This is a genomic window from Vibrio kasasachensis, from assembly GCF_050337565.1.
Lineage (GTDB): Bacteria > Pseudomonadota > Gammaproteobacteria > Enterobacterales > Vibrionaceae > Vibrio > Vibrio kasasachensis.
Genome location: NZ_JAKJTB010000012.1, coordinates 63,536 through 88,270 on the forward strand (window position 1 = coordinate 63,536; position 24,735 = coordinate 88,270).

Consider the following 24,735-nt stretch of genomic DNA (forward strand, 5'->3'; position numbering starts at 1 on the left):
GTTTGTTTCTAATATGGATGTTTAGAAATAACAATTGCGTTTTTATAACAATAAATCAAAAAGATAGAAGTAAACCTCCCAAATTGTATGCCAAAGGAGGGCAAATATACGATGACTCAATCGTTAAATTCGGCTAGGAAATTTTCGATTCGCTTTACTGTCGGTAGCATGTTTATCTTTGCGACAGTCATTACCGCAACTATTGCCATTAGTTTACAGTACTATTTCAGCCGTCAAATGTCGCAAGAGCACGTGTTGACGAAGTTGACGATGGCGAGTTCGGAAATTAGCGAATACATTCAGCAAATAGAAGTTAATGCCACCAGTAGCGCACAGCTCTTAAGAATTGTGTCGTCTTCAGCAAACAAGAAATTTAGTGAGCGTGAAATTCGAGATATTTTCATTCAAGTGCTTAAAGACAACCCATTGTTCTACAGTCTTTATTATGGAAACGAGCGTGAAGATTTTTATCAAATAATTAATTTGGAGTCTTCCCCCATTGTTCGCGAAAAGATCAATGCGGCCGAGCGAGACCGATGGGTATTGATAAAGATTCGTGGTGATATAGAAAACCGAGTCAGGACGACTGAATACTTAACCAAGGACTTGGCCCGAACTCGAATTGAATCGGAACGAAGTAGCTATTTACCATCTCAAAGACCGTGGTATCACTCGGCAGCGAAAGACTCAGTCTATAAAACAGAGCCGTATCTGTTTAATCACCTTAAAATTACCGGACAAACGTATTCAACACGCAGTAAAACAGCCGTGATTGGGGTTGATATTGTGTTGTCATCCGTCAGTTCGAAAATTACTGCCGACGCAATTGGAATCAATAGTGCTGAAGGCGTCGAAGCGTTTCTGTTTAATCAAAATGGAGAGGTGCTGGCTTCAAATCAGCCAGAGCGTACTCAAATTAGCACTCAGAAAGGTGACGTTGTACCTTATCCTGAACTTTATAAGCTGGCACGTAATCAAGCCAATCACAATCAGATGATTTTAGATGCTGGAAAAGAGAGTTATCTTTACGTGACATCGGTCGGTGGTGTAGGGAAAGAGTATTTTGCTGTGGTTGTGCCTAAACAGGTGATTACCGCGCAAGTCTTCAACCGGCTGATTACCTCGATTGGTATTACTGTTTTAGTGATGGTTATTATTCTACCTATCGCTTGGGTGTTTGGTTCTCCCATTATCAAGCCAATTACCAAACTACGTGAAGAAACGGAGTTGATTAAGCAGCGTAAGTTCTCTCAGGTTCAATTGGTTGATAGCCATATAAAAGAAGTTCATGAGCTTTCTGAATCGATGCTTGAGATGGTTGAAGAAATAGAAAAGCATCATAAAGAACGTGAAGCCTTTATTGATGCCTTTATTTATCTCATTGCACAAGCGATCGATGATAAATCACCATATACCGCAGGGCATTGTAATCGCGTTCCTGAGCTAGGTATTACGCTGGCTGAGATTGCTGAAAAAGCGGATAGCGGAAAATTTAAGGACTTTAAGTTTAATACTGACGATGAAAGACGTGAGTTTAGGATTGCTGCGTGGTTACATGATTGCGGAAAAATCACAACACCAGATCACATTGTTGATAAAGGGACAAAATTAGAAGCCAACTACAATCGCATTCATGAAATTCGAACCCGTTTTGAAGTTCTATGGCGAGACGTAGAAATTGAATATCTAAACGCGTTGATAAAAAAAGATATACCGAAAGCCGAGGCTTTTGAGCGAATGCATCAACGTCAGTCAGAACTACAACAAGACTTTGAGTTTATTGCTAATGCCAACATTGGTGGCGAGTTTATGAGTAATGACAAAGTGGAGCGAGTAAAGCAAGTTGCCCAACGTACATGGCTGCGACACTTTGATAATCGTTTAGGACTTTCGCCTTTTGAAGAGCTCAGTAAGATGCCTGTTAAAGAAACATTACCAACGGAAGAGTTTTTGCTGGCAGATAAGCCAGAGCATATCATTCATCGTATAAGACCGCTTGAATTTGACCCTAAGCTGCGACTCAATATTGAAGTGCCAGAACATCAATACAACCAAGGTGAGATATACAATTTGACCATCTCACGTGGCACATTGACGGCAGAAGACCGGTTTAAAATTAATGAGCACATGATCAGTGGCATTAAGATGTTGGAGGCATTGCCATTTCCACCTGAGCTTTCACGAGTGCCACGTTATGCTTCAACTCACCATGAAACGTTGGACGGTAAGGGTTATCCACGTAAGTTGGATGGCAGTGAGCTTTCTGTACCAGAGCGCATTCTAGCGATAGCTGATATATTTGAAGCATTGACAGCGGCTGATCGACCTTATAAGAAAGCTAAGCCACTCAGCATAGCTGTGGATATTATGCATAACATGGCGCTGGATAAGCATATTGATTACGATTTGTTTATGTTATTCCTTACTAGTGGCGGTTTTGAACAATATGCGAAGGAATTTCTACCGGATAAACAGTTAGATAAGGTGGATCTAACTAAGTATATTAAGGCTCATCAACCAGCATAAAAAGGGAGCTCATATGAGATCCCTTTTTCTCTAAATGGTTAATCAACCACTGATGTTTTTTTAGGTCGCATGCGCTTTACGATTGAGATGATCAATGGGCTGAATAGAATTAATGCCGCGAGCGATGTAAAGACGAGGGTGATTGGACGTTGCCATAAAAAACTCAGTTCGCCGTCGCTAATCATTAACGCGCGCCGCAAGTTTTCTTCCATCAAGCCACCTAGAATAAACCCAAGTAATAGAGGGGCTAGCGGAAAGTTTGCCAATCTAAGGGCAATGGCTATCATGGCAATGATGATCATAATGAAGACATCGACGGTATTAAATGAAACTAAGTAGACCCCAGTAATTGAGAAGAATAAAATCATGGGTAGTAATACTGTTTTTGGTACGGCAAGCAGTTTCGAGATGTATGGGATCAGCGGCAAGTTGAGAATCACGAGTACAATATTGCCAATGTACATTGAGATAATGACTGACCAGAACACATCAGGGTGTTCGATGAATAGTCGAGGTCCGGGTTGAATTCCATAAGCTATCAATGCTCCTAGCATGATAGCGGTTGTGCCTGACCCTGGAATACCAAGCGTCAGCAAAGGAACAAATGAACCGCTTGAAGCGGCGTTGTTGGCAGATTCTGGCGCGACTAAACCACGAATACTCCCTTTACCAAATTGTTCTTTTTTGTCTTTTGGCGCAAGGCTACGTTCCATACCGTAACTTAAAAATGCGGCAATGGTTGCACCAGCTCCCGGAAGAACGCCAGTAAAAAAACCAACAATAGATGAACGAATAGAGACAGGCGCGACTTCTTTCAATTCCTCTTTGGTGATTTTCATACTGCCTATATCAGCCAACCTATTGTGTTCGTCATTACGGGTATCATCATTTGGTTTTAAAATACTCATTAAAGTTTCGCCAAGGGCGAATGTCGCCATGGCAAGCAATAGAAAGCTGAGACCGTCCATCAAATCTGTTAAGCCAAAGGTAAAACGTTCAACACCCACACCTTTATCAATGCCAATAGTAGAGATCATCAAGCCTAAAATAGTCATCATCCATGCTTTTAGTACTTGTCCTTTACCCGCAAACGCTGCTACGGCAGATAAACCCAGCACCATTAGGGCAAAGTAATCAGAAGATTGAAAACTGAGTGAAACTTTAGCCAGCGCTGGCGCCGCGATAAGCAGCATAATCGCTGAGAGGGTGCCTCCAGTAAATGAAGAATAAGCGGCGAGTGCAAGGGCTTTACCTGCTTGCCCGTTCTTCGCCATTGGATAACCATCAAAAGCGGTGACTACCGTTGATGAACATCCAGGCGCATTAATTAAAATAGATGATGTTGAACCACCAAATACCGCGCCGTAATATACGCCTGCCATAAGAATTAGACCTGAAGACGGTTCAAGCCCGTAAGTTATTGGGATCATCAGTGCAATAGCTGAAATGGGACCAAGTCCAGGCAGCATGCCAATGAAGGTACCAACGAAACATCCAATGACGACCATCATAATGTTCATCGGCATTATCGCTGTCGATAATCCTTGTATGATTCCATCCAACATAACTCAAATCCTATCGTTCATGACCAGATCAAAAACAGCAACCCAGGTTCAAGGTAAATATCGAGCCCTTTGGTGAGCAATAAATAAAATGCAATGACAAATGGTATCGATGCGCCAAACAGAACGCGCTTACGTCGTTCACCAAGCATAAAGAAACCAATTATTAGGAATATGATGGTTGCAACCATAAAGCCGACGTAAGTTAACCCGATCCCATATAGCGCCATCAATACCAGAAATCCAATCAGCAATTTCCAATTTAAGTGTGCAACGTCCGTTACTTCATCGTCACTTTTTGCGGTGAGCAGAAGTAAAAGTGATAGCCCAGCGCCAATAAATGCCAATATTGTTGGTAGAGTACGTGCTGTAAAGGCTTCGTATTCATCACCAGGGAAAAGCGGTATTTTTGTGGTCTGATATCCGTAACATAGACAGGCAAGTAAGAAAATAAGTGCGCTAACTCGATCGCGGCATAACAGATTTTTTTTTGAAAATAACGATGTAGCGGAACTAGATGGCAAAGCAGGCATACCAAACTCCAAATGTTCGCAGAGGTTATCTAAACCAAATATTTCAATTAGTTAATTTATCAACGACGGCTCGAAGGAAAACATCCTAAAGAGATTGAAGAGAGATAATAATCAAAGATTTGGGCGGGACGTAGGGCTGGAATTCTACCAGCCCAAAATTCTACTTATTTAAGGAAACCAAGTTCGCGCATCAAGTTACCCATTTGCGTTTCTTGATCTTCTAAAAAAGCAAAAAAGTCTTTATCCGCTTTGTAGTTGTCAATCCAACCATTGCGGTCACGAACAACTTGCCATTGGTCAGTGTTGTACATTTTGCTTAGTGCGGCGTTCCACTCATCGATTTTTGCTTGGCTTACACCTGGAGCGGCGAAAAAGCCTCGCCAGTTTGCGAAGATGGTTTCGTTGCCATATTCAGCCAACGTTGGAATATTAGGAGCAGCATCTAAACGTTTTGGAGCGGTAACCGCAAGTACTTTAACTTGGCCTGCTTTAGACATCTCAAGTACTTCACCCAGACCGGTTGAAAGCAAAGGGGTTTCACCTGAAAGTAGCGCAGCCATTGCCTTACCACCAGCATCGTAGGCGATGTAACGCACCTTGCGTGCATCGAAGCCTTCACCTTTAAATGCGGCAGCGATGACTAGATGGTCCATACTTCCTCGCGCGGAGCCGCCAGCGACTTTCACTTGGCGCGGATCCGCTTCGAATGCTTTGACGACATCTTCCCATGTATCAAACGGGGAGTCTGCTGCTGTTACGATTGCACCATAGTCAGCAATTGTCGCCGCAACAGGCGTTAAGTCACGGAAGGATTGCGGGAATACACCGGTTAATGAACGAACAACGATCGGTGTGGAATTTACCATTAAGGTATTTTCTTGGCGTTCAGCCGTTTCAATTAAGTGTGCGATTGCTTTACCGCCACCGCCACCGGAGAGGTTTTGAAATGATACGCTCTCTACCAGATCCTCTTTTATGAGCACATCACCGGTACCACGGGCCGTCATATCCCAACCACCACCAGCGCCACCTGGAATGAGAAAGTGGATTTTGTCTATATCTGCTGCAATGGCACCAAATGAAAAAGAAGCGGCGATCACTGAAGCCGCGATGGTAGTTTTCATTCCCTTTAACATGGTTGACGTTCCTTCTGTTGAAGCGCATGGCGCTAAGGCGTGTGCATTAATGCAACACGTTGAATGATATTTCTAAACTTATATTAAGGGCAATTATTCATATGTCCAGAATGATGCGAACAGGTGAAACTATCGATGTGAGACAATTGGAGGTACATTTTAGGTTACTTAACTCTCCAATATGCCTCTTTAAAGCAGAGATACAGGAATAATTGACCATTGTCGGTTTTTTGTTCACGACGCTAAGATATGGACTATTGATTAATATTTGCGGTGCTGTTCGATAAACAATTGAATTTGGATTTGTTGTTACATGACATAATGAGAATAATCGTTATTGTAACTCTCTATGCGTTAACGAAGAGTAATGACGATAATTCTGTTGAAACAAAACAGGCTTCAACGCACACTAATACGATAATTATTTAAGTTGAGATTTTTTGTGTTTACCATTCGTGCTGCTAAATCTGATGATTTAGAACAACTCAACGAGCTTATGTATCAATTACATCATGAGCACCACCTTCAAGCCCCAGACAGTTTTAAAACAGCGCAAGAGATAGAGCAGGAGAAAAGCATCGCGAGATATTTAGACAACCCTGATTGTTTGGTATTTACGGCGATGTTAGATGGTCAAATTCTAGGTTTCATTACTGGGCATTTTTGCGAATTAATTTCAAGTGTGAGTAAACCCGTGCAAATGGGTAGTGTGGATGAGTTATATGTATTACCCAGCTTTCGTAAGCAGAAAGTAGCTCAATGTTTATATCAGGTATTAGAGCAGCGTTTTGAGGAGTACGGTGTTCAACAAGTGTTTGTTGAAGTCTGGAACTTTAATCAAACCGCTTGCCAGTTTTATTTTAACAGCGGCTTCGAGCATCATATCCATTGGCTAAGAAAAGTAATTAAATGAGTAATATTTCCCGCTATCTAGGTTTTCAATCGTTAGTCTTCATTACGTTAATACTGGTCACAATCACAAGTGTATATGCACAACCAAAAGGCTCGGTCTGCATTATAAAATCAGAGTCGAAATTGGTGATGGTCGATGAGATTTTAACCGGGAAATGGTCTCTGCCAGCAGGCACGATCAGTGAAGGTGAACGACCGGAATTAGCGGCTCAGCGTGAAGCTTGGGAAGAGACTGGTTTAGTTGTCACAGTAGGGAAAGAGTTAGGTCGAAATGAAAAAGCTATCTATTACGACTGTGTGTCAGATTCCGATCTTATAGCCTACAGTCAACAGGACAAAGCGGGCGGGCATATTTTGCCAATTTGGTTTGCACCGCACTATGGCATTGAAGTTTCACAAGCGCGGTTGATCGAACCGTTATCGCTTAGCCCGGCAGATTATCGTTATCCGGAACAGTGGTCATTTGTAAATGAGTTATACAACTTAGCGACAGATCAGCCAACGAGTTACGTAGAGAATTTAATAGAAGCAGCGCCGAGGTTTAATCAGGTGGAGTTGCCTTGGATTGCGGAGTTTCAGGCGTCTTTACAAGATCTACCATCGATATTGGCAGAATTGATTCAATCAGTATTGTTAACCGGGCTTGTTTTTACGTCTTCTTGGTGGCTATTGTTGCTTTCAGTTTGTTATGCCCAATTTGGGCGAAACTTTACGCTTAAACTTATCTTTACCTTGATATTTGGTGCAGTCATTGTTCAAGTTGGTCAACTCGGTTTTCAATTGCCGCGCCCTTATGTTTATCAGCCAAGCTTAAACTTAGCGAATCAAGTTGGCTTTAGTTTGCCCAATTTATCAGTGACGCTATGGACGATCAGTTTGACTATGATTATTAACCGCCTGGGGTTCAATGGATGGAATAGGGTGTCTATGGTCAGTGTTGCGGTATTACTTTGGTTAGTGACATCATTGTTTTACAGCGCGAGTGCATTTCTTATTGATAGCTTTGCTGGGCTGCTACTTGGTTGGTTATGTGCATGGCATATGTCTCGCTTAAAAATTAAGATTGGTCAGCAGAGCCATGAGCTATTCAATAAGATGGGCGTGTGGATATTGCTAACTTGTGTGTCTATAGTGTTACTTGTGCTTTGGCAAACTCCTGCGATGCTTGAACTGGTTTTGCTCTGTGTCTGTCTATTATTGATTGTCTTATTTATTGATTTACCTTCAGAACTATCGTTGAAAGATGGTGTGTTTTTGAGTGCTATATTGGCGCTAGCCATGATGATTTTTGCTGGGCTTCACTCATATGTGGATTCGAGTAATTGGCACTCATTAATCCTTACTGCATCGCAACTACCAGTGCTTTTATTTATATGCGCTATCAGTTTGTTGATGCAAAAAAAAAGGTCTAGCTGATGCTAGACCTTTTGGCATGTCGTTAACACTTAAATTGAGATACCAAGCGATCAAGTTCATCACACTGGCTGTTTAGTTGTTTTACTTTGACTTCGGCATTGCCAACGTTCGTTACCACTTGAGTACTGTTGTTCGCAATTCGAATGATGTTCTCTGAGACTTCCTCGCTTACCGTATTTTGTTGTACGGCTGCTGAAGCGATGTGAGTGTTCATATCGCTCATGCTAGAGATTGAATTAAGGATCTCTTGTAGTGATTGACTTGCTTGACCAGCTGATTCAATAGTGCTCTCACTGCTATGACGGCTAGAATCCATTACTTCAACCGCTTGCTGAGCGCCCTGTTGAAGCTTTTCAATCATCGATTGTATTTCGCCTGTACTTTGTTGAGTTCTGCTAGCGAGTGAGCGTACTTCATCGGCAACGACAGCAAAACCTCTACCTTGTTCACCAGCACGAGCGGCTTCAATTGCTGCGTTAAGTGCGAGTAAGTTCGTTTGTTCTGCAATGCCTTTGATTACGTCAAGCACAGAGGCAATATTGCTTACATCTGATGAGAGATGATTAATGACACCGCTGGCTTGTTCAATTTCAGAGGCTAGGGTACGAATAGAGCCAACCGTTTGTTCAAGTACTTTACTGGTAGACTGTACCTCAACATCGGCATTTTTGCTTGCATGAGCTGCATCTCTAGCGTTATCACTGACGACTTGGCTGGTGGCCTGCATTTCGTTAACAGCGGTCGAAACAAGTTCACTCTCTTGTTGTTGCTGAGTTGTCTGGTTTGCAATGCTCTGCGTGATTTTTACCAAACCATTCAATTCGCTTTTAACGGATGTGTTGGTTTCGACAACTTGCAAGATAGTCGCACGAATTTTAGCGACAAACTGGTTGAAGCTCGTTGCCAGTTGACCAATTTCATCGTTAGAGCTGGATGTGATCGTTTGGTTCAAATCACCATCACCAGAAGCAATCTCTTTCATAGCGTTTTGAATGTTTTCTAACGGCTTAACAATGGTACGAATTAACAACCAACACGTCGCACAAGCAAGAAGAATGACCAGCGCAGTACCGAATTGCAAAGCCATTTCTGCTTTTGTTGCTGCGGCTGCTATTTCATCTTGAAGAGAGCTTCGTTTAGCTTCGAGTTGATCTTTAACTACATTGAGTTGTTCCCGAACAGCACTAAACTGGTCGGCATACAAAACTTTGTTTTGTTGATATATGGTAATCCATTGCTCTTGCGGCTCGGCAAGTAGTGACTCGTAGCTGTTTAACCATGACTTCGCCAGTTCTTCAAGCAAGTCAATGTCTTTGGTCATCGCCGGTGCAATCACTCCCTCATCTACTGCTATTTGTGCTTTTCGCAGGCGAGGGAGCGCTTTGTACGCATTGTCTTCATATTCAAAGCGATTGTAATCAATCGAATCTTGCTTGTTTTCCGACAACGCAATGCCTTGAATGGCAGAGGTTGCTTGGTAGAGATCTCGATATGCATCTTCTATGTCAAACAAAGTCGGTACGATCACTTGGTTAAGATTATAGGTCAGTTGACTTTGTAATCTTGATGTTGCGACATTAATGATTGAACTTACCGCAAATAAGATGATTATACCGATGAGTGGAAAAGAAATTTTTTGTTTTACTGTCAAATTACGCAGCATCTCGTTGCACCTACTCTGATTATTTTCAATGGCTATAATAGCGTGTAAATAGTGGCTGTTGTTGTAGGAAAATAGTGTTTTGTTGCATATTATAATTGTCGCCACGAACAATAACGTATATTGACACGATAGAAATTGAAATCACTCGCAAAGTACGGATTTATATGCAATTTTTAGTCACAAATAAGAAAAGCAAGCAATCTAACCTAACCAAATGATTGCGCGTTTCAGCAGATATTTGATCTCGAACTCACTCTCTTATAAAGTTCGGTCTGATTTTGTAGAATCTTAATATAGGCAGTCGTTTTGTATAAGTTAAATGAGATGTTTGAGACCATTCAAGGCGAGGGAGTTTACACTGGTGTTCCATCAGTATTTATCCGGTTACAGAAGTGCTCTGTGGGATGTTCTTGGTGTGATACCAAGCACACCTGGGCTGTGAATTTAGAAGATGAGCGCGAAATTAGTCAGGTGTTAACTAAGTCTAGTGAATCAGTAGATTGGTGCCAAGTTTCTGCCAAAGATCTCGTGTCAATATATTCGGAAAGGTATTCGGCGAAGCATATTGTGATCACTGGTGGTGAGCCGTGTGAATACGATTTGATTTCCCTAACATCAGCATTTGAAGCGATCGATTGTACTTGTCAAATAGAGACAAGTGGCACTGCCGAAATTAAAGCGACGGCTAATACATGGGTGACGGTGTCACCTAAAATTGCAATGAGAGGTCAGTTGCCAATACTGGATAGTGCTATTCAGCGAGCAAATGAGATTAAGCATCCGGTTGGAATGCAAAGAGATGTTGATGCGTTGGATGAATTATTAGGCACTTCGAAAATCTCTGATAACGTGATCATTTCTTTACAACCGATTAGCCAAAAACCTCGTGCCACTCAGTTGTGTATTGATATTTGTATTGAACGGAACTGGCGTCTTTCGATTCAAACCCATAAGTACCTTGATATAGCGTAATAAGGAAACAAAATGAATAAAGCGGTTGTTGTATTCAGCGGCGGGCAAGACTCTACCACTTGCCTTGTACAAGCTTTAAAAGATTACGATGAGGTACACACCATCACATTTGACTATGGTCAACGTCATAAACTTGAGATTGAGGTGGCGAAGCAGTTAGCTGAAAAGTTAGGTGTTAAGACGCACAAAGTGATGGATGTTTCTTTACTTAATGAATTGGCAATTAGCTCCTTAACCAGAGATGACATTGAAGTCTCACATGAACTGCAGGCAAATGGTTTGCCTAATTCGTTTGTCCCTGGGCGAAATATACTGTTTCTCACGTTAGCGGGTATTTATGCTTATCAGATAGGCGCAGAAACGGTAATTACCGGTGTGTGTGAAACGGATTTTTCTGGTTATCCTGATTGTAGAAATGATTTTGTTAAGGCAATGAATAATGCCTTAGTCCAAGGTATGGATAAGAGCTTTGAAATTAAAACACCGCTTATGTGGCTTAATAAAGCAGAAACTTGGGCGCTAGCCGATCAGCTTCAAGCGCTGGATCTTATACGAGAAAATACGTTAACTTGTTATAACGGCATTATTGGCGATGGCTGTGGAGATTGCCCATCTTGCGAGTTGCGAAAGATGGGCTTGAACGACTATATCAATGATCGAGAGTCGGTGATGGCTGCTCTGGTACACAAGCAGAAGGTGTGAGGTATATCGGGTCGTTATATGCATCCACGACACAGTTTTTACCGTTTCTTTTAGCTTGATAGAGGGCTTGATCTAATATCGAATAAAGCTCGTCAAAATCATCAAGTGCTTTAGTTGTCGCTAAGTAAGATATGCTGGCAGTTAGCCTAATTGACTGTCGGCATGATGACGAAAATAATGTATGCGCTATAGCTTTATGAAGGCGCATAACTCGTTCTCGAACATCAAGTTCATCAACATCTTTAAATAAGACAATGAATTCTTCACCACCAAGACGTCCAGATAAATCGTGCTTATTCATTTGGTTTTTTATAATTTCGATTACGTGCTTGAGGGCACGATCACCGGTAGGGTGTCCATAGGAATCATTGATGGCTTTGAAGTTATCTAAATCGATCATCAGCAGAACATTTCTATTATCAGGGTTGCTAGTTGCGAGTTGTTTTTTTATCTTTCGAATGCAAGCTGCTCGATTGAGCGCGCCACTTAATGCATCTAACTCAAGGCGTGCCGTCTTTCTTCGCTGGTAGCTAAACTGAGTGAATATCACTGCTAATAGAATTAAAAGTGCGACACCGTAAAGATTATTTTTTTGTTCCAATGACCGTTTTTGGGAACGTAACTCTTGGTTTTCATTGGTCAGGTTTTCAGTTTGAATTTGATCGGAGTAATTACGACGAGCAGAATCCAGCGCAATGAATGCATTTTTGTTTTCCTTATCTCGTTTATCCAGTTCTGATTTTGCGTAATTGCGATAATAGGTTAACGCTTTATCATAGTTACCTTGTAACTCTGATATTTCAGCTAACATTCTTAATGATTGGCTCGTAAGTCGCTCACTACCAATTGACGTTGAGAGGTTAAAGGCTTGCTGAGCAAACTCTAAGCCAGCAATATATTTGGATTGGTCCTTGTGAGTGGTTGCTAAAGTGAGGTATATCTCCCCACGGATTTGTGAATTATCTTGTTTGGTTGCGTTATCTAATGCATCGAGTAAATAACTGTTACCCTGTTCATACTTATCTAAGCCTATATACGCTTGACCTAAACCCAATTGAGCGAAAGTTATACCGTAAAGATAATTAGATTGCTGTGAAATAAGCTTAGATTGCATAAAATGCGTGGTGGCGAATTCATATTTTTTCTGCTTTAACATCACTTTTCCCATACTATGATGGGTTTGAGCGAGTTTTAAAGGTGTCATTTCGCTGCTGCGCATGGTGAGCGCAATATTGATGTATTTTTTTGCTTGTTCAAAGTGTCCCAAATTCGCCAGAAGAAGACCTGCATCGTTATATACCCCGGATGAATCGACATAACTAGGCATAACTTTTATCAATTCTTGGTAGGTGTCTAATGCTGCCTGATAGTTGCCAACAAACTCTTGGTTGTTAGCGATAACACGCAGAGCTTTATATTTAGGTAAGATCGGGTTTTTGATATCTTGAATATGAGTGTTTAAAGAAGAACAGTATGCGTCTGCTTGATAGAAGAGTGCCTGACGATTTAACACACGGCATAAATGGTATTCGAGTAAGATCTTGCCATCAAGTGAATCAATTTCGTCTGCATAACGCAGTAAAGATAGGAAGCCTTTTCGAGCGGCTATGAAATCCAGTTGCTCTTCGCTGTTTAGTGCATCGACAAAGCGTTCTTCTTGGTGGGTAAATTCAAGGTTAAACGAGTTTCTATTGCCGTGGTAGGGTTGTCCATGTAGCAGCATAAAGCCATGAAGCTTGCTGGTGACATAAAGTTTTTCAATACCTGGCGGTAGAGCATTATATCTATCTTGAAGAAGTGATAGCGCACGTTGCTCGTTGCCTTTTAATGCATTTTCGTAGGCTTCTTCCCATTGTCCCCGATCATTTTTTGCATTTATACACACAGAGGTGAATAGGCTAGATATGGCGATAAATGTTGCCAGTTTTTGTTTCATATGATGATTACCAGAAAGGTAAGTATTTTTGATTATTGGCGCGTTACTAGGCGCTTATGATAAGCGAGGTTATTAGCGGTAACAACGTGTTGACGTGGCAAAAGTAGCAAATGTGAATATGCTCTCGCTTTGTGGTGAGTAGATTGAGAATTTTGCTTACAAATAAAAATAAAACGCCGTTTTTGGCGTTTTATTTGATGATAATGATGGGAAGCGCTTATAGGTACATTTTAGCAAGTACAGAAGGCTCTACTTCTTTACCATCTAATGTCGCATTCCAGTTTGTGCCGACTAAAACGCCATCTTCATCTAGAGTTAGCAGCCAGTCTTCAACAAAGATATCTAAAGGAATTTCAAGCACCTCAAAATCAGCCCACTCTTCAACATTATGTGTTTGAGCATCTTCTTTTGATGACCAAAATGGCATGACTTCGCTTTCTTCAAATTCTGTAGAATCGCAAGATAGCCAACCCTCATCGTTACGCAAGCCCCACACCAATTGAGTAGTTTGAGTTTCTTCGATAAATAGAGCTAAATTTGCGTCGATATCAACTGTTAGTTTGCTCATGTTAATTCTCTTGTAGATATAATTGCCGTAAGGTTAGCACCGCCCCAGATAGATACCAAACAAAAAAGGAGCTTTCACTCCTTTTGATAGTAATTATCTGAATTATTTTGGTAATCGAGTGAATATTGTCCACTCTTTGACAACTTCACCTTTGTATCCAATAACGTTAGCAACCACTTTTCTATTTCGGGCATGACTCAATTCGTCATCACCATAATCTTCTAGCTTAGACTCACCGTAACCGACAATTCGGACACGTTTTGGCTCGATATCATAGGATTCAAGTTGAAGTTCAACCGCTTCGGCTCGTCGTTTAGATAATGCTAAATTGTAATCGGAAAGACCAACTTTGCTGGCATATCCTTGGATTTCTATCGATGTTTCTGGGTACTGTTGAAGAAACTCTGCCATTTGGCGTATCTGTTCATGGAAGATTGATGATATCTCACTAGAGTCATTTTCAAACAATATATGCATGCCTAGTGTTTCCGAGGATTTTGCAATCTGCCCACATCCATCATTATCAACTTCGGACTCGAGTGGAGTTGATGTACATAAGTCTCTGGCATTAATGACACCATCACTGTCTTGATCGATCAGATCCGCTACCTGCTGAGGTAGTGGAGTCGGTATATAGTCGTATTGTTTGTCACCGCTGACACAACCTGTGGTGATCAGAGCGATAGTCGAAAGGGCTATAATTGTTTTCATACTATTAATACTCCACCGCTTGATGCCATTCTTTTGGCGTATCGACTCTTAGGGCATCGAGCAGAACACCAGTAGCATTAAATATTCTGTACTTAGCAAACTGTTCATCGTACTTGGAATCAATGTAACCTTTGCGAGCTTCGAATAGTTCATTCTCGGTATTCAGTACATCAAGCAGCGTTCGTTTTCCTAATTTATATTGCTTCTGATATGCAATAACAGTGTCTGACGCTGAATCAACGTGATCGGCGAGAAATTCTTTTTGCTGAACAGTGAGGTCGAGAGCACTCCAAGATAAGCGCAGACCTTCCTCTACTGAACGAAAGGTTCTGTCGCGGAAATCTTTGGCTTTATTTAGTTGGTATGCTGCACTTTCCGCTTGATCTTTATCAGAACCGCCGTTGAATAAATTATATTTTAATCGCAGCATCGCAGCAAACTCATCACTATTTCCTTCAATACCACCTGCGTCATCACGCCATATCTGTGATGCCTCGACAGATATTGTCGGGTAGTAGTTTCCCTTGCGTTGTTGATATTGAAAGCGAGCAGAATCGATGTCGACTTGAGCTATTTTAATCACAGGGTGATTGTCATTAGCAATAGCAAGCCCTTCGGTTAATGTTAGCGGTAACACGCTTTCGTCTGCCCTAGGGAAAATTAGCCCTTGAGGTGATTGTCCGACAAGACGCTTAAATTGAGTGTGGACATCGAACAGGTTATTTTGCGCCGCAATAAGATTGCCGTGAGCTTTTGCTATACGTGCTTCTACCTGTGACAGATCGGCAGTAGAGCCAATGCCAGACTCGACACGCCTTTTAATATCACGATGTATTTCTTTGTGAATGGCTAGATTTGCTTCGGATAATTGCAATACTTCAAAAGCTTTGGTTGAATCAAGATAAATTCGTGATACTTCTAGGGCCATGTCTGAGGCATCAGAGATGAGTTGATATCGAACTGACTCTGCATCTGCTGCTGTACGCGACATATCATTAATAGTAGCGTTACCATCCCAAAGTAATTGAGTGAGACTAAGTGTTGCTTCTTTTCTGGTGAGGTCATTCTCAATACCTGACGCAAGATCAACAGACTCATAGCCAATACCTGCATCTAAATCCAACTGAGGCAAATAAGCGCCTTCAGATGCTTCAGCTTCATAATACTTACTTTGATATTCGTTGAAGGCTGCTTTAATTTCAGGGTTGTTAATAATCGTCAGTGAAACCGCTTGTTCTAATGTTTGGCTCGAAGCATTAGTACTAATGCCTATAAATAAGGCGAGTGTGCTGAGCTTAATGATATTCACCTATTTTCTCCTTGAAATGCTTTGCTAAGCAAAATCCAATCTTATTCTGATAAGCACTGATACGTGTTTTTTTGGATTCTACATAACTATTGCTTAAAACAACATAATACATGTTCAATTAATGTGAGATGGTTGTTTTTGTTTTGTGAACTGTATCAAACCTGAGATTTTAGTGTTTGATGTGTATTAATTTATTTGATCAACCTCTAACTCACTAAGACTAATTTGAGTCGAAGGAACTTACGGCACGCGCTTTAATAGATAATGCTTCTAACAATCTCATGATGGTAATTAGGTGGCTAACGACTTGCGCCAATATTCAGCGCAAGTCGGGGGTGTATTTATTTAATTTGCTAGATGGCTCAATTAAGTAGTGGGTAAGCACTATTTTAATTTAATGGAATATCAGTAGAGGCTAAATGTATGGGCATCACAAATCTGTTCGCATCTGTTAATACAGTTGGAGGGCAATCCCTCGTTATTGGTATTGATGGAGAAGTGAGACTTCTTAAAGATGGTGAGCAACCTCTTGAAGGAGAGTTAGTGATTAACTTGAATCAAGCAGAAGGCGATAAAGTACAACAAGCCGATATCCAACAAATTTTACCTGATGGTCAACCTATCGATATTACGCAAGATATTGACGCTATTATTAGTGCCATTGAACAAGGTGTTGATCCAACTCTAGCTGATCCAGAACTTGCCCCAGCCGCAGGTGGAGCAGAAGGTTCGAGTATCGGTATCTCGGGGACAATTGGTCGAGATGGAACGGAGTCACAACCACAAACACTTTTCGTAACACAAGCTGGCAGCGAGCTCGATCTATCAAGAACTCAAAGCCTAAGTTTGATTGACCTATTTTCGCTTGGAGTTTCTAATGCTTTGCCAGATGCGGTTGATGATCCTATTGCATTCAACTTGACTCTTGGGAATATGTCAAAGTGGTTGAGTTTTCCTAGTGAAGGTTGGGACGGAGCAACAATCACTTCAAGTTTTGATGGGCAGTCCGCGAATTGGGAGGCAGTAAGCCATGACCGTATCGGAGTAACAGATAGCACAGCTTCGGGCGGCCCATCCAGCCAGATTCAATATGATAGAGAATCTCAACAATCAGAGAAACTGAGTATTCAGTTTGAGCAAGCTGCCACACAGGGGCGCTTCGCCGTCACTAATGTCATGAGCAATGAGGGGGCGGTTTCTGACCCGAGCCAATCCAATAATGAAGTTGGTGTTTGGATTGCTTACTTGAATGGGGTAGTCGCCGCAAGCGGTTCATTTGAAGGACAGACTGACGGCGGTTCGAAATTCTTTGTTGATATAGATACTAATGGTAATGCATTTGACCAAATAGTTTTTATGGCTAATGAGTACAGTTTGGGATTGCAAGGGGATACAGGGCTCGACTCCTCAGACTACTATGTGGCAGGCGTGGAGGTGTCATCTCCGGGCTACTATGCGACAAACCCAGGAGAAGAGTTAAGAATACCGATTGCAGAAATATTGAGTAATGATTCTGATCCAGATGGCGGCTCTCTGGTGATTACACAGCTGATTGATACATTGACTAACGGCACAGCAAGAATTGATGGTAATGATATTGTTTTTACACCAAACAGCGATACGGGTGTTACGCAGTTAGAATACGAAATTCGTGATGAAGATGGTGACACCGATAGAGCATTTATCAACATTATTGTTAATGAGCCACCAGCTCCGGCAGTTGTAACCGAGATTGGTTTGTTGGACGACACTGTCTATGAGGGCGAATCTTTAATCTATAGCGTCAGTTTTGACAAACCGACACTCACTGACACTAAGTTCAATTTTTCATTGATACCACTGTTGACCGCGTCAAGTGATGATATTAATGAAGCGCAGATATCCTTCACCAATGGCGTCTATATCGATACAGATGGCAAACTCGTTGTTCCTGAAGGTGTTGCCAAATTTGATTTCGTATTACCGACTATTGTCGATAATGCCAATGACGATGGAGATCAAATCGCATTAAGAATTGAGAATCTCGATTTAAATGGACAGGTCATTGATACGGTCGAGTCGATAGGTACTATTTTAGATCATCCTATCGACCCCATTAATATTGCTTATGAATTAACACAAGGCGATATAACTCTTAACGGCGGAAGTAATCACCAATGGAATGATGTTGCGTTGGCAGCAAGCTTTGCTGGCAGCAATTCAACGCAAGTTAGCACCAATGATGTGACTGGGCGAGTAGGTATTACCGGTGGAGCTGATAGAGCCGGACCAGAAGGTCAGATTCAATATGATCGCGATAGTGGTACATCAGAAAAGCTTAGTGTGAAACTCACAACCCCAGCAACAACAGGCAGTTTTTTGATCTCTCGCTTATTTGAGAATGAAGGTGAAGGCGAAAATAACCACGAATCAGGATCATGGATTGCGAAATTAAATGGTGAAGCGGTCGCCAGTGGGCAATTTGACGGTGAGGGTTTAGGGCGAGGAAATCGCGAGACATTTGATATCGATACTAATGGGCTGGCATTTGATGAAATAGTCTTTTCAGCCAATGAGTATAGTGCTGGCTTGCAGGGGGATACAGAGAAAGATTCTTCCGATTATTTCCTAGAGGGCATACAAGTAAGCGCGACCAATACATTTGCAGTTATAGAAACGACAGATGTTAATGACCCAACTTATTTAGAGCTTTCAGAAGCGCTCATTTTTAGTCAGTTGGATCATAGCAATGGTCAGAGCTATCAATTAACGGCAAGTACGTTGACCAACCCAGACGCGGGTACGGTTTCGTTTGATAACGGAAAGATAAAATTTGAAGCAGCTGTAGGATTTACAGGCGATAGCACCATTGAGTATGAAGTAACAGACGATAATAGTAATATTTTGGTGGGTGTTATCCACCTGTCGGTGAAAGAGACTCCGGAACTTGCAACGGTTGAGAACCTAATAGCGAACGAAATAGCATTGTCTGAAGGTGAAGAACTGTCATTTTTGATTGAACTAGACAAAGTAACGTTGACAGAAACGCCGTTAAATTTCTCGCTGGCCTCAACGGATGGTGATGTACTCGATAGTATAAAGTTGGACGAATTAACCTTTACCAATGGTGTGACTTACACATTTAATAATGACGGAACAGGGCAATTCTTTGTTCCGGAAAGTGTCGGAGAGTTTGAAGTATATTTGCCAACTAATAGTGCTGTTGATGGTAATCGAGGGATATCGTTGACAGTGGCAGCGCATGAGACCATTACCTATCTTTCTGATGATATCGATATTCTCAGCGAGACAGATACTGCAAGCGATGAGGCTGAATTAATTGTAGGAGGTCTGGGTAATGATAATATCAATGCAAGCGGTGGTGATGACATACTCATTGGTGGGTTAGGTAACGATATTCTCACGGGTGGGGAGGGCGACGATATTTTTAAATGGCTCGATCAACCGCAATCACGAAATGACCAAGATACAGTGACTGATTTCCAACTTAGCGGAGACAAAATTGATGTGTCTGATATTCTTTCAGATGACATGGATTTAAATACGCTACTAGCAGAAATTGAAATAACTAAGCAAGATGATAGTAGTGTGGTGGTCGCTGTACCTTTAGAGAACAACGAGAGTGTTGCCATAACGTTGTCTAATGATAACATCGATCAATTTGATGGTTATTCTTCGGGACAAATTACTGGTCCAGCATTTAATGATCTTGTAAGTGATATTTTTATCAATTTACCTGACTAATTATACCCTCGTTAGATCTAAAAAGGACCCGAGGGTCCTTTTTCTATTTTAAAGCACTTTGCAAGCGAAGCCCTTGAGGTAAAAACCTTCAGGGTAAGCCGTGTCAGTAGGATGGTCTGCGGCTTGCTCAAACCGTTCTACGAATTTGACTTGACGCCCTGCGTCTAATGCAGCATCGGCAATGATCTTTTGGAACAATGCTTGTTCCATTAGCCCTGAGCATGAGTAAGTTAATAGCGTCCCTCCAGGGCGAAGGATCTGCATTGCCAGCATGTTGATATCTTTATATCCACGGCAAGCACCGTTAAGCTGTGCTTTGCTTTCAGCAAATTTAGGTGGATCCATGATCACAACATCAAATTGTGTGCCTTGGTCGCGGTATTCACGTAATAACTTGAATACATCCGCGTTCAAAAAGACACCACGTTTCTTCGATATATCAAACTCATTCAACTCTGCGTTGAATTTAGCGGTATCAAGAGCGGGTTGCGACACATCAGCGTTGATGACTCGCTTTGCTCCACCTTTTAATGCGTATAAACCAAAGCCACCAGTGTAAGAGAAACAGTTAAGCACTTCTTTATCTTTAACGTATTTCATTGATTGCTGGCGGCTATCACGTTGATCTAGGTAGAAGCCCGTTTTATGACCACCTACAATATCAACGCTAATTTTAATGCCATTTTCTTCAATCACGACAGATTTTGGTGGTAACTGACCATGTAACACACCAGTTGATTCAGACAAACCTTCTTTTTTGCGTACTGAAACATCAGAACGTTCATAGATATTTGTAGAAGGGAACACTTCGATAAGAGCTTCAACCAAGTTCTGTTTTTGGTATTCGGCTCCTGCGCTCAACAACTGGCATACGAGATAATCTTGATATTTGTCGATGGTAATACCAGGTAAGCCATCAGATTCCCCCGCGATAAGGCGATAACCAGTTAAACCATCTCGTTCTATGACATCTTCGCGCAATAACTGTGCATCACGGATTCGTTTAACAAAAAAGGCTCGGTCAATTTCTCGTTTTTCAAAACTCCACACTCTTGCTCGAATTTGTGAGTTTGGTGAATAGGCTGCTTTTGCTAACCATTGCCCATCATTTGAAAAGACATCGACTGTCTCACCTAGTTGTGGTTCACCTTCAACACGACTGATGCCGCCAGAAAAGATCCAAGGGTGCTTACGTCGAAGTGATTTGTCTCTACCTTTGACTAGGTAAACTGCTGGTGTCATTACGATACTCAAATGATTGTCTTGAAAGGACGGGTATTGTCAGTGAAGCGGCAGGGAAAATCAAATAAAAGAGCGGTGATGATGGCTATAAGTGATAGAGAGGCGATACCTATGTATGAAATTAAGTTAATCACCTACAGTAGAGATTGAGTGGTGTATTCATTGGATACTGAAGTTTCGCCATTAATAGTTTGCTATATTAAAAAGTGGTGGCTTAACACTGTGTTATAGCGAGGGTTATAGGTATGGTACATCAATGTATAAAATTTACAGTTACTGGTGGCGTTCAAGGCGTTGGATTTCGCTATCACACGGCTCGCTTTGGTATGAAAACGGGTGTCACAGGTTACGCAAAAAATTTGAATAATGGTGATGTCGAAGTACTGGTCTGCGGCGATGAAAGTCAGATTATTGAAATGCAGCAATATTTGCGTCAAGGTCCTCCAAGCGCGAGCGTCGAGTCATTAGAAAGTGAAAATATCGAGCCTAAACCATATGCAGGTTTTGATATCCTGTAGCTAGGCTACAGGATAGAAAATGCTTATAAGCATTTGGCTGGTTTTGGCAAACCAGCAAGTTTAGTTGCTTGCTTCGCTGGACCATCAGAAAATAACTTAAACAGATATTTACTGTTTCCTTTCTCTGGACCATGCGCTTTTTCCATTGCTTTTACGAGCATTCTTACCGCGGGCGATGTATTAAATTCTTCATAGAATTTACGAACAAAGTGCACCACTTCAAGATGCGCATCTGTTAACTCAATGCCTTCTTCGCTCGCAAGAATGGCAATCATGCCTTCTTCCCATTGCGTGTAGTCTAAAAGGTAACCTTGAGCATCGGTTTCAATCTGTTTACCGTTGTATTCAAACATCCTGATTATCCAATCAATTGGGTTACGGTTAGGTTAGCTTAGCAATTACTTATGCTCAACAAAAAAGCCCGATGGAGTGTATCCATCGGGCTTTTTTTAATCAGATTGAGCATTAATCGTTGTTCATGATGCCTAAGATGCTTAGTAGACTTGTGAACAAGTTAAGGATATTTAGGTACATTGAGATAGTCGCACTAACGTAGTTAGTCTCTTCACCACGAACGATACGGCTAGTGTCGTACAAAATAAAGCCAGAGAACACAAGCGCTGACATGCTACTAATCGCTAGTTGACCGAGCGTTGAACCAACAAAAATATTGATGATTGCAGCCACGATAACAATGATTAGGCCAGCCATTAAGAAGCTGCGCATGAAAGAGAAATCTTTTTTGGTGCTAATTGTGTAGCCAGATAGACCAAGGAAGACCATACCGGTTAAACCTAACGCTTGTGCGATGATAGAAGGACCATTCGCAATTGATGCGTAGTACGTCAACATTGGACCTAGAGCGCCACCTAGCAGAGTAGTGAAGACAAAAGTCCAGACAATACCCATCGAGGAGTTAATGCTTTTTGGCAAAACAAAAAACAGAATACCGATAGCCGCTACTTGCATAACAAGTGCGATCATTGGAGAGATACCGATAGCCATTGTTGCCATCGCAGCGATTGCGCTGGTGACTAGAGTCATCGATAGTAAAAAGTAAGTATTCTTTAGCGTTTTATTGATCTCAAGTGTATTAGTAGCACTTGTTGATCGGGTAAACATAGGACTGTTCATAGTCTTCCTCGTTGGGTGTTCAGCTTTTAACTACATTTATGAGGTTCTTTAGTGAAAAGATCAAGTCCCACACTGTAGTTATCACATAATAATAGAAATACTGGCTTAAGTAATTCAAAAGATGTAACACAATTTAACCAAGTTACGCCTTTAAAGCGACAGCAGCTGTGAGTGGTATGTGATGTGTTACTCATAAGCTATTTAAAGTGAAGGCAATTTTACGCCTAGTGATAAAAGAAAAGGGCACGTTGTCGTGCCCTCATATGAAAGATTGAGGCATTTTAGTGATGCAAAATCTGCGCAAGGAAGTTCTGTGTTCGGTCTGATTGTGGATTCTCAAAGAAATCAATCGGGTTGTTTTCTTCAATTATTTCACCGGCATCCATAAATATGACCCTATCTGCTACTTCTTTCGCGAACCCCATTTCATGCGTTACACAAAGCATTGTCATACCTTCATCAGCAAGCTCAACCATTACATCAAGTACCTCTCGGACCATTTCTGGATCGAGAGCTGAGGTTGGTTCGTCAAACAGCATCACTTGTGGATTCATGCACAAAGAACGGGCGATTGCTACGCGTTGCTGTTGCCCACCAGAGAGCTGACCGGGATACTTATCAGCTTGGTCAGGGATCTTTACACGTTCTAAGTACTGCATAGCAATTTTTTCTGCTTCTTGTTTAGGCATTTTTTTCACCCAAATAGGCGCAAGTGTGCAATTTTCCAATACGGTTAAGTGCGGGAAAAGATTAAAGTGTTGAAAACACATCCCCACTTCACGGCGAACAGCTTCAATGTTCTTAAGATCTTCAGTTAATTCGTTACCAGATACGAAAATATGCCCACGCTGATGTTCTTCTAAACGGTTAATACAACGAATCATGGTAGACTTGCCTGAGCCAGACGGCCCACAAATCACTATTTTTTCACCTTTCTTGACTGTCAGATTAATGTTCTTTAATACGTGGAACTCACCGTACCATTTGTTCATGTCGTTAATTTCGATCATGTAGTCTTGTTGTTGCGTCATAATACGTCCTTGAATACAAAAATTATCGTTTGTGACCGGTGTGAAGTTTGTTTTCAAGCCATATCGAATAACGTGACATGCTAAAACAAAATACCCAGAACACTAACGCGACAAATACATAACTCTCGGTCGCAAACCCCAACCATTCTGGGTCGGTATTCGCCGATTGACCGATACCTAGAACATCGAACATGCCGATAATCAGAACCAAGCTGGTATCTTTGAAGAGACCAATAAAAGTATTAACGATTGAAGGAATAGAAATCTTCAGTGCTTGGGGTAGGATGATTAACCCCATTTTCTTCCAATAGCTTAGACCTAGCGCATCAGCCGCCTCATATTGCCCTTTTGGAATTGCTTGTAACCCCCCACGAACTACTTCTGCCATATAGGCTGAAGCAAACATAACAACACCGATTAATGCGCGTATTAGTTTGTTGGTTTCAGAGCCTTCCGACATAAACAGCGGCAGCATTACAGAAGCCATAAAGAGTACGGTGATCAGTGGTACCCCACGCCATACTTCAATATAAACCGTACTGATACTACGTATAATTGGCATGTCAGAACGACGCCCCAATGCCAAGGCTACGCCGATTGGGAGAGAGACTACGATACCGACAAGCGCGATGATGAGTGTAACCAGCAAACCACCCCATTTATGGGTTTCAACGACTTCTAAGCCAAATACACCACCATATAAAAGCGCAGCAGCAAAGAAAGGGTAGATGTTTACGAAGACCAACCAAATCCAAGTACGTTTTGGGGTGTTTTCATAAGCCAGTAGCGCGGTAAAAATAGCTAATGTTGCATAGAAAAGGCGAGGGCGCCAAAGCTCTGCTTCAGGATAGAAGCCAAACATGAACTGTTCCCAACGCACGCTGATAAAGACCCAACATGCACCTTCCCGCGTACAGTCGTTACGAGTTGTACCTGTCCAATCGGCATTAATGAATGCCCAGTCTGCTATAGACCATAAGCCAACGAAAGCAATGTAACCTAATATTATCGTCACAACTGAGTTAGCTGGACTGTTAAATAAGTTACGTCGTAACCACCCAATAAAACCAACAGTATTTGATGGTGGTGGTAGGTCAGGTTGAAATTGATGTGTACTCAT

General features: G+C 41.6%; 20 protein-coding genes. 7 read left to right on the forward strand and 13 right to left on the reverse strand.

The window, feature by feature from the left end:
* The first annotated feature begins 111 nt into the window (after window positions 1–111).
* The gene (locus L4C38_RS09120) at window positions 112–2,526 is read left to right on the forward strand and encodes an HD domain-containing phosphohydrolase (RefSeq protein ID WP_428797238.1); all 2,415 of its coding nucleotides are present in this window, start codon (window positions 112–114) and stop codon (window positions 2,524–2,526) included.
* A 38-nt stretch (window positions 2,527–2,564) separates the two neighbouring features.
* Here L4C38_RS09120 and L4C38_RS09125 read toward each other — a convergent pair whose 3' ends face one another.
* The 3 genes from L4C38_RS09125 to L4C38_RS09135 all read right to left on the reverse strand — a co-directional run bounded on the left by L4C38_RS09125 (window position 2,565) and on the right by L4C38_RS09135 (window position 5,757).
* Window positions 2,565–4,091: a tripartite tricarboxylate transporter permease gene (locus L4C38_RS09125; protein WP_428797239.1), complete on the reverse strand. Its 1,527-nt coding sequence runs from the start codon at window positions 4,089–4,091 to the stop codon at window positions 2,565–2,567.
* A gap of 17 nt (window positions 4,092–4,108) precedes the next feature.
* Window positions 4,109–4,621: a tripartite tricarboxylate transporter TctB family protein gene (locus tag L4C38_RS09130; RefSeq protein ID WP_428797240.1), complete on the reverse strand. Its 513-nt coding sequence runs from the start codon at window positions 4,619–4,621 to the stop codon at window positions 4,109–4,111.
* Between the two features lie 164 nt (window positions 4,622–4,785).
* Window positions 4,786–5,757: a tripartite tricarboxylate transporter substrate binding protein gene (locus tag L4C38_RS09135; RefSeq protein WP_428797241.1), complete on the reverse strand. Its 972-nt coding sequence runs from the start codon at window positions 5,755–5,757 to the stop codon at window positions 4,786–4,788.
* 442 nt (window positions 5,758–6,199) lie between these two features.
* On the opposite strand from L4C38_RS09135, the gene L4C38_RS09140 reads away from it, so the two are divergent.
* Window positions 6,200–6,670 (forward strand): GNAT family N-acetyltransferase, encoded by a 471-nt coding sequence (locus tag L4C38_RS09140; RefSeq protein ID WP_428797242.1) that lies wholly within the window; start codon window positions 6,200–6,202, stop codon window positions 6,668–6,670.
* Window positions 6,667–8,085, forward strand: a complete 1,419-nt coding sequence (locus L4C38_RS09145) for an NUDIX hydrolase (RefSeq protein WP_428797243.1) — start codon at window positions 6,667–6,669, stop codon at window positions 8,083–8,085. The genes L4C38_RS09140 and L4C38_RS09145 overlap by 4 nt, the downstream gene beginning before the upstream one ends.
* 22 nt (window positions 8,086–8,107) lie before the next feature.
* Here L4C38_RS09145 and L4C38_RS09150 read toward each other — a convergent pair whose 3' ends face one another.
* Window positions 8,108–9,748 (reverse strand): methyl-accepting chemotaxis protein, encoded by a 1,641-nt coding sequence (locus tag L4C38_RS09150; protein ID WP_428797244.1) that lies wholly within the window; start codon window positions 9,746–9,748, stop codon window positions 8,108–8,110.
* Between the two features lie 324 nt (window positions 9,749–10,072).
* Between L4C38_RS09150 and queE the strand changes: the two genes are divergently transcribed.
* Both queE and queC read left to right on the forward strand, forming a co-directional pair.
* Window positions 10,073–10,720, forward strand: coding sequence for a 7-carboxy-7-deazaguanine synthase QueE (gene queE, locus L4C38_RS09155; RefSeq protein ID WP_428797534.1), 648 nt, complete (start codon window positions 10,073–10,075; stop codon window positions 10,718–10,720).
* Window positions 10,721–10,732: 12 nt separating this feature from the next.
* Complete coding sequence (gene queC, locus L4C38_RS09160; RefSeq protein ID WP_428797245.1) at window positions 10,733–11,422, forward strand: 7-cyano-7-deazaguanine synthase QueC; 690 nt, start codon at window positions 10,733–10,735, stop codon at window positions 11,420–11,422.
* Here queC and L4C38_RS09165 read toward each other — a convergent pair.
* The 4 genes from L4C38_RS09165 to L4C38_RS09180 form a co-directional block, all read right to left on the reverse strand.
* Window positions 11,370–13,358, reverse strand: coding sequence for a GGDEF domain-containing protein (locus L4C38_RS09165; RefSeq protein WP_428797246.1), 1,989 nt, complete (start codon window positions 13,356–13,358; stop codon window positions 11,370–11,372). The genes queC and L4C38_RS09165 overlap by 53 nt on opposite strands.
* Before the next feature lie 217 nt (window positions 13,359–13,575).
* Complete coding sequence (locus L4C38_RS09170) at window positions 13,576–13,926, reverse strand: DUF2750 domain-containing protein (protein WP_428797247.1); 351 nt, start codon at window positions 13,924–13,926, stop codon at window positions 13,576–13,578.
* Between the two features lie 102 nt (window positions 13,927–14,028).
* Window positions 14,029–14,637 (reverse strand): OmpA family protein, encoded by a 609-nt coding sequence (locus L4C38_RS09175; RefSeq protein ID WP_428797248.1) that lies wholly within the window; start codon window positions 14,635–14,637, stop codon window positions 14,029–14,031.
* A 4-nt stretch (window positions 14,638–14,641) separates the two neighbouring features.
* Window positions 14,642–15,946 (reverse strand): TolC family outer membrane protein, encoded by a 1,305-nt coding sequence (locus L4C38_RS09180; RefSeq protein ID WP_428797249.1) that lies wholly within the window; start codon window positions 15,944–15,946, stop codon window positions 14,642–14,644.
* Window positions 15,947–16,369: 423 nt separating this feature from the next.
* Between L4C38_RS09180 and L4C38_RS09185 the strand changes: the two genes are divergently transcribed.
* Window positions 16,370–19,690 (forward strand): Ig-like domain-containing protein, encoded by a 3,321-nt coding sequence (locus L4C38_RS09185; RefSeq protein ID WP_428797250.1) that lies wholly within the window; start codon window positions 16,370–16,372, stop codon window positions 19,688–19,690.
* Between the two features lie 48 nt (window positions 19,691–19,738).
* Here the strand turns inward: L4C38_RS09185 and L4C38_RS09190 are convergent, their stop codons facing one another.
* Window positions 19,739–20,932, reverse strand: a complete 1,194-nt coding sequence (locus L4C38_RS09190; RefSeq protein WP_428797251.1) for a class I SAM-dependent methyltransferase — start codon at window positions 20,930–20,932, stop codon at window positions 19,739–19,741.
* Window positions 20,933–21,177: 245 nt separating this feature from the next.
* Between L4C38_RS09190 and yccX the strand changes: the two genes are divergently transcribed.
* Window positions 21,178–21,450, forward strand: a complete 273-nt coding sequence (gene yccX / locus L4C38_RS09195) for an acylphosphatase (protein WP_428797252.1) — start codon at window positions 21,178–21,180, stop codon at window positions 21,448–21,450.
* Window positions 21,451–21,473: 23 nt separating this feature from the next.
* Here yccX and L4C38_RS09200 read toward each other — a convergent pair whose 3' ends face one another.
* The 4 genes from L4C38_RS09200 to L4C38_RS09215 form a co-directional block, all read right to left on the reverse strand.
* On the reverse strand, window positions 21,474–21,803 hold the full coding sequence (locus L4C38_RS09200) for a TusE/DsrC/DsvC family sulfur relay protein (protein ID WP_428797253.1): 330 nt from the start codon (window positions 21,801–21,803) through the stop codon (window positions 21,474–21,476).
* A 112-nt stretch (window positions 21,804–21,915) separates the two neighbouring features.
* Complete coding sequence (locus tag L4C38_RS09205; protein WP_428797254.1) at window positions 21,916–22,584, reverse strand: Bax inhibitor-1 family protein; 669 nt, start codon at window positions 22,582–22,584, stop codon at window positions 21,916–21,918.
* A gap of 281 nt (window positions 22,585–22,865) precedes the next feature.
* The gene (locus tag L4C38_RS09210; protein ID WP_428797255.1) at window positions 22,866–23,615 is read right to left on the reverse strand and encodes an amino acid ABC transporter ATP-binding protein; all 750 of its coding nucleotides are present in this window, start codon (window positions 23,613–23,615) and stop codon (window positions 22,866–22,868) included.
* A gap of 22 nt (window positions 23,616–23,637) precedes the next feature.
* Window positions 23,638–24,735 carry an amino acid ABC transporter permease gene (locus tag L4C38_RS09215; protein ID WP_428797256.1) on the reverse strand — a complete coding sequence of 366 codons (1,098 nt, stop codon included), beginning with the start codon at window positions 24,733–24,735 and terminating at the stop codon, window positions 23,638–23,640.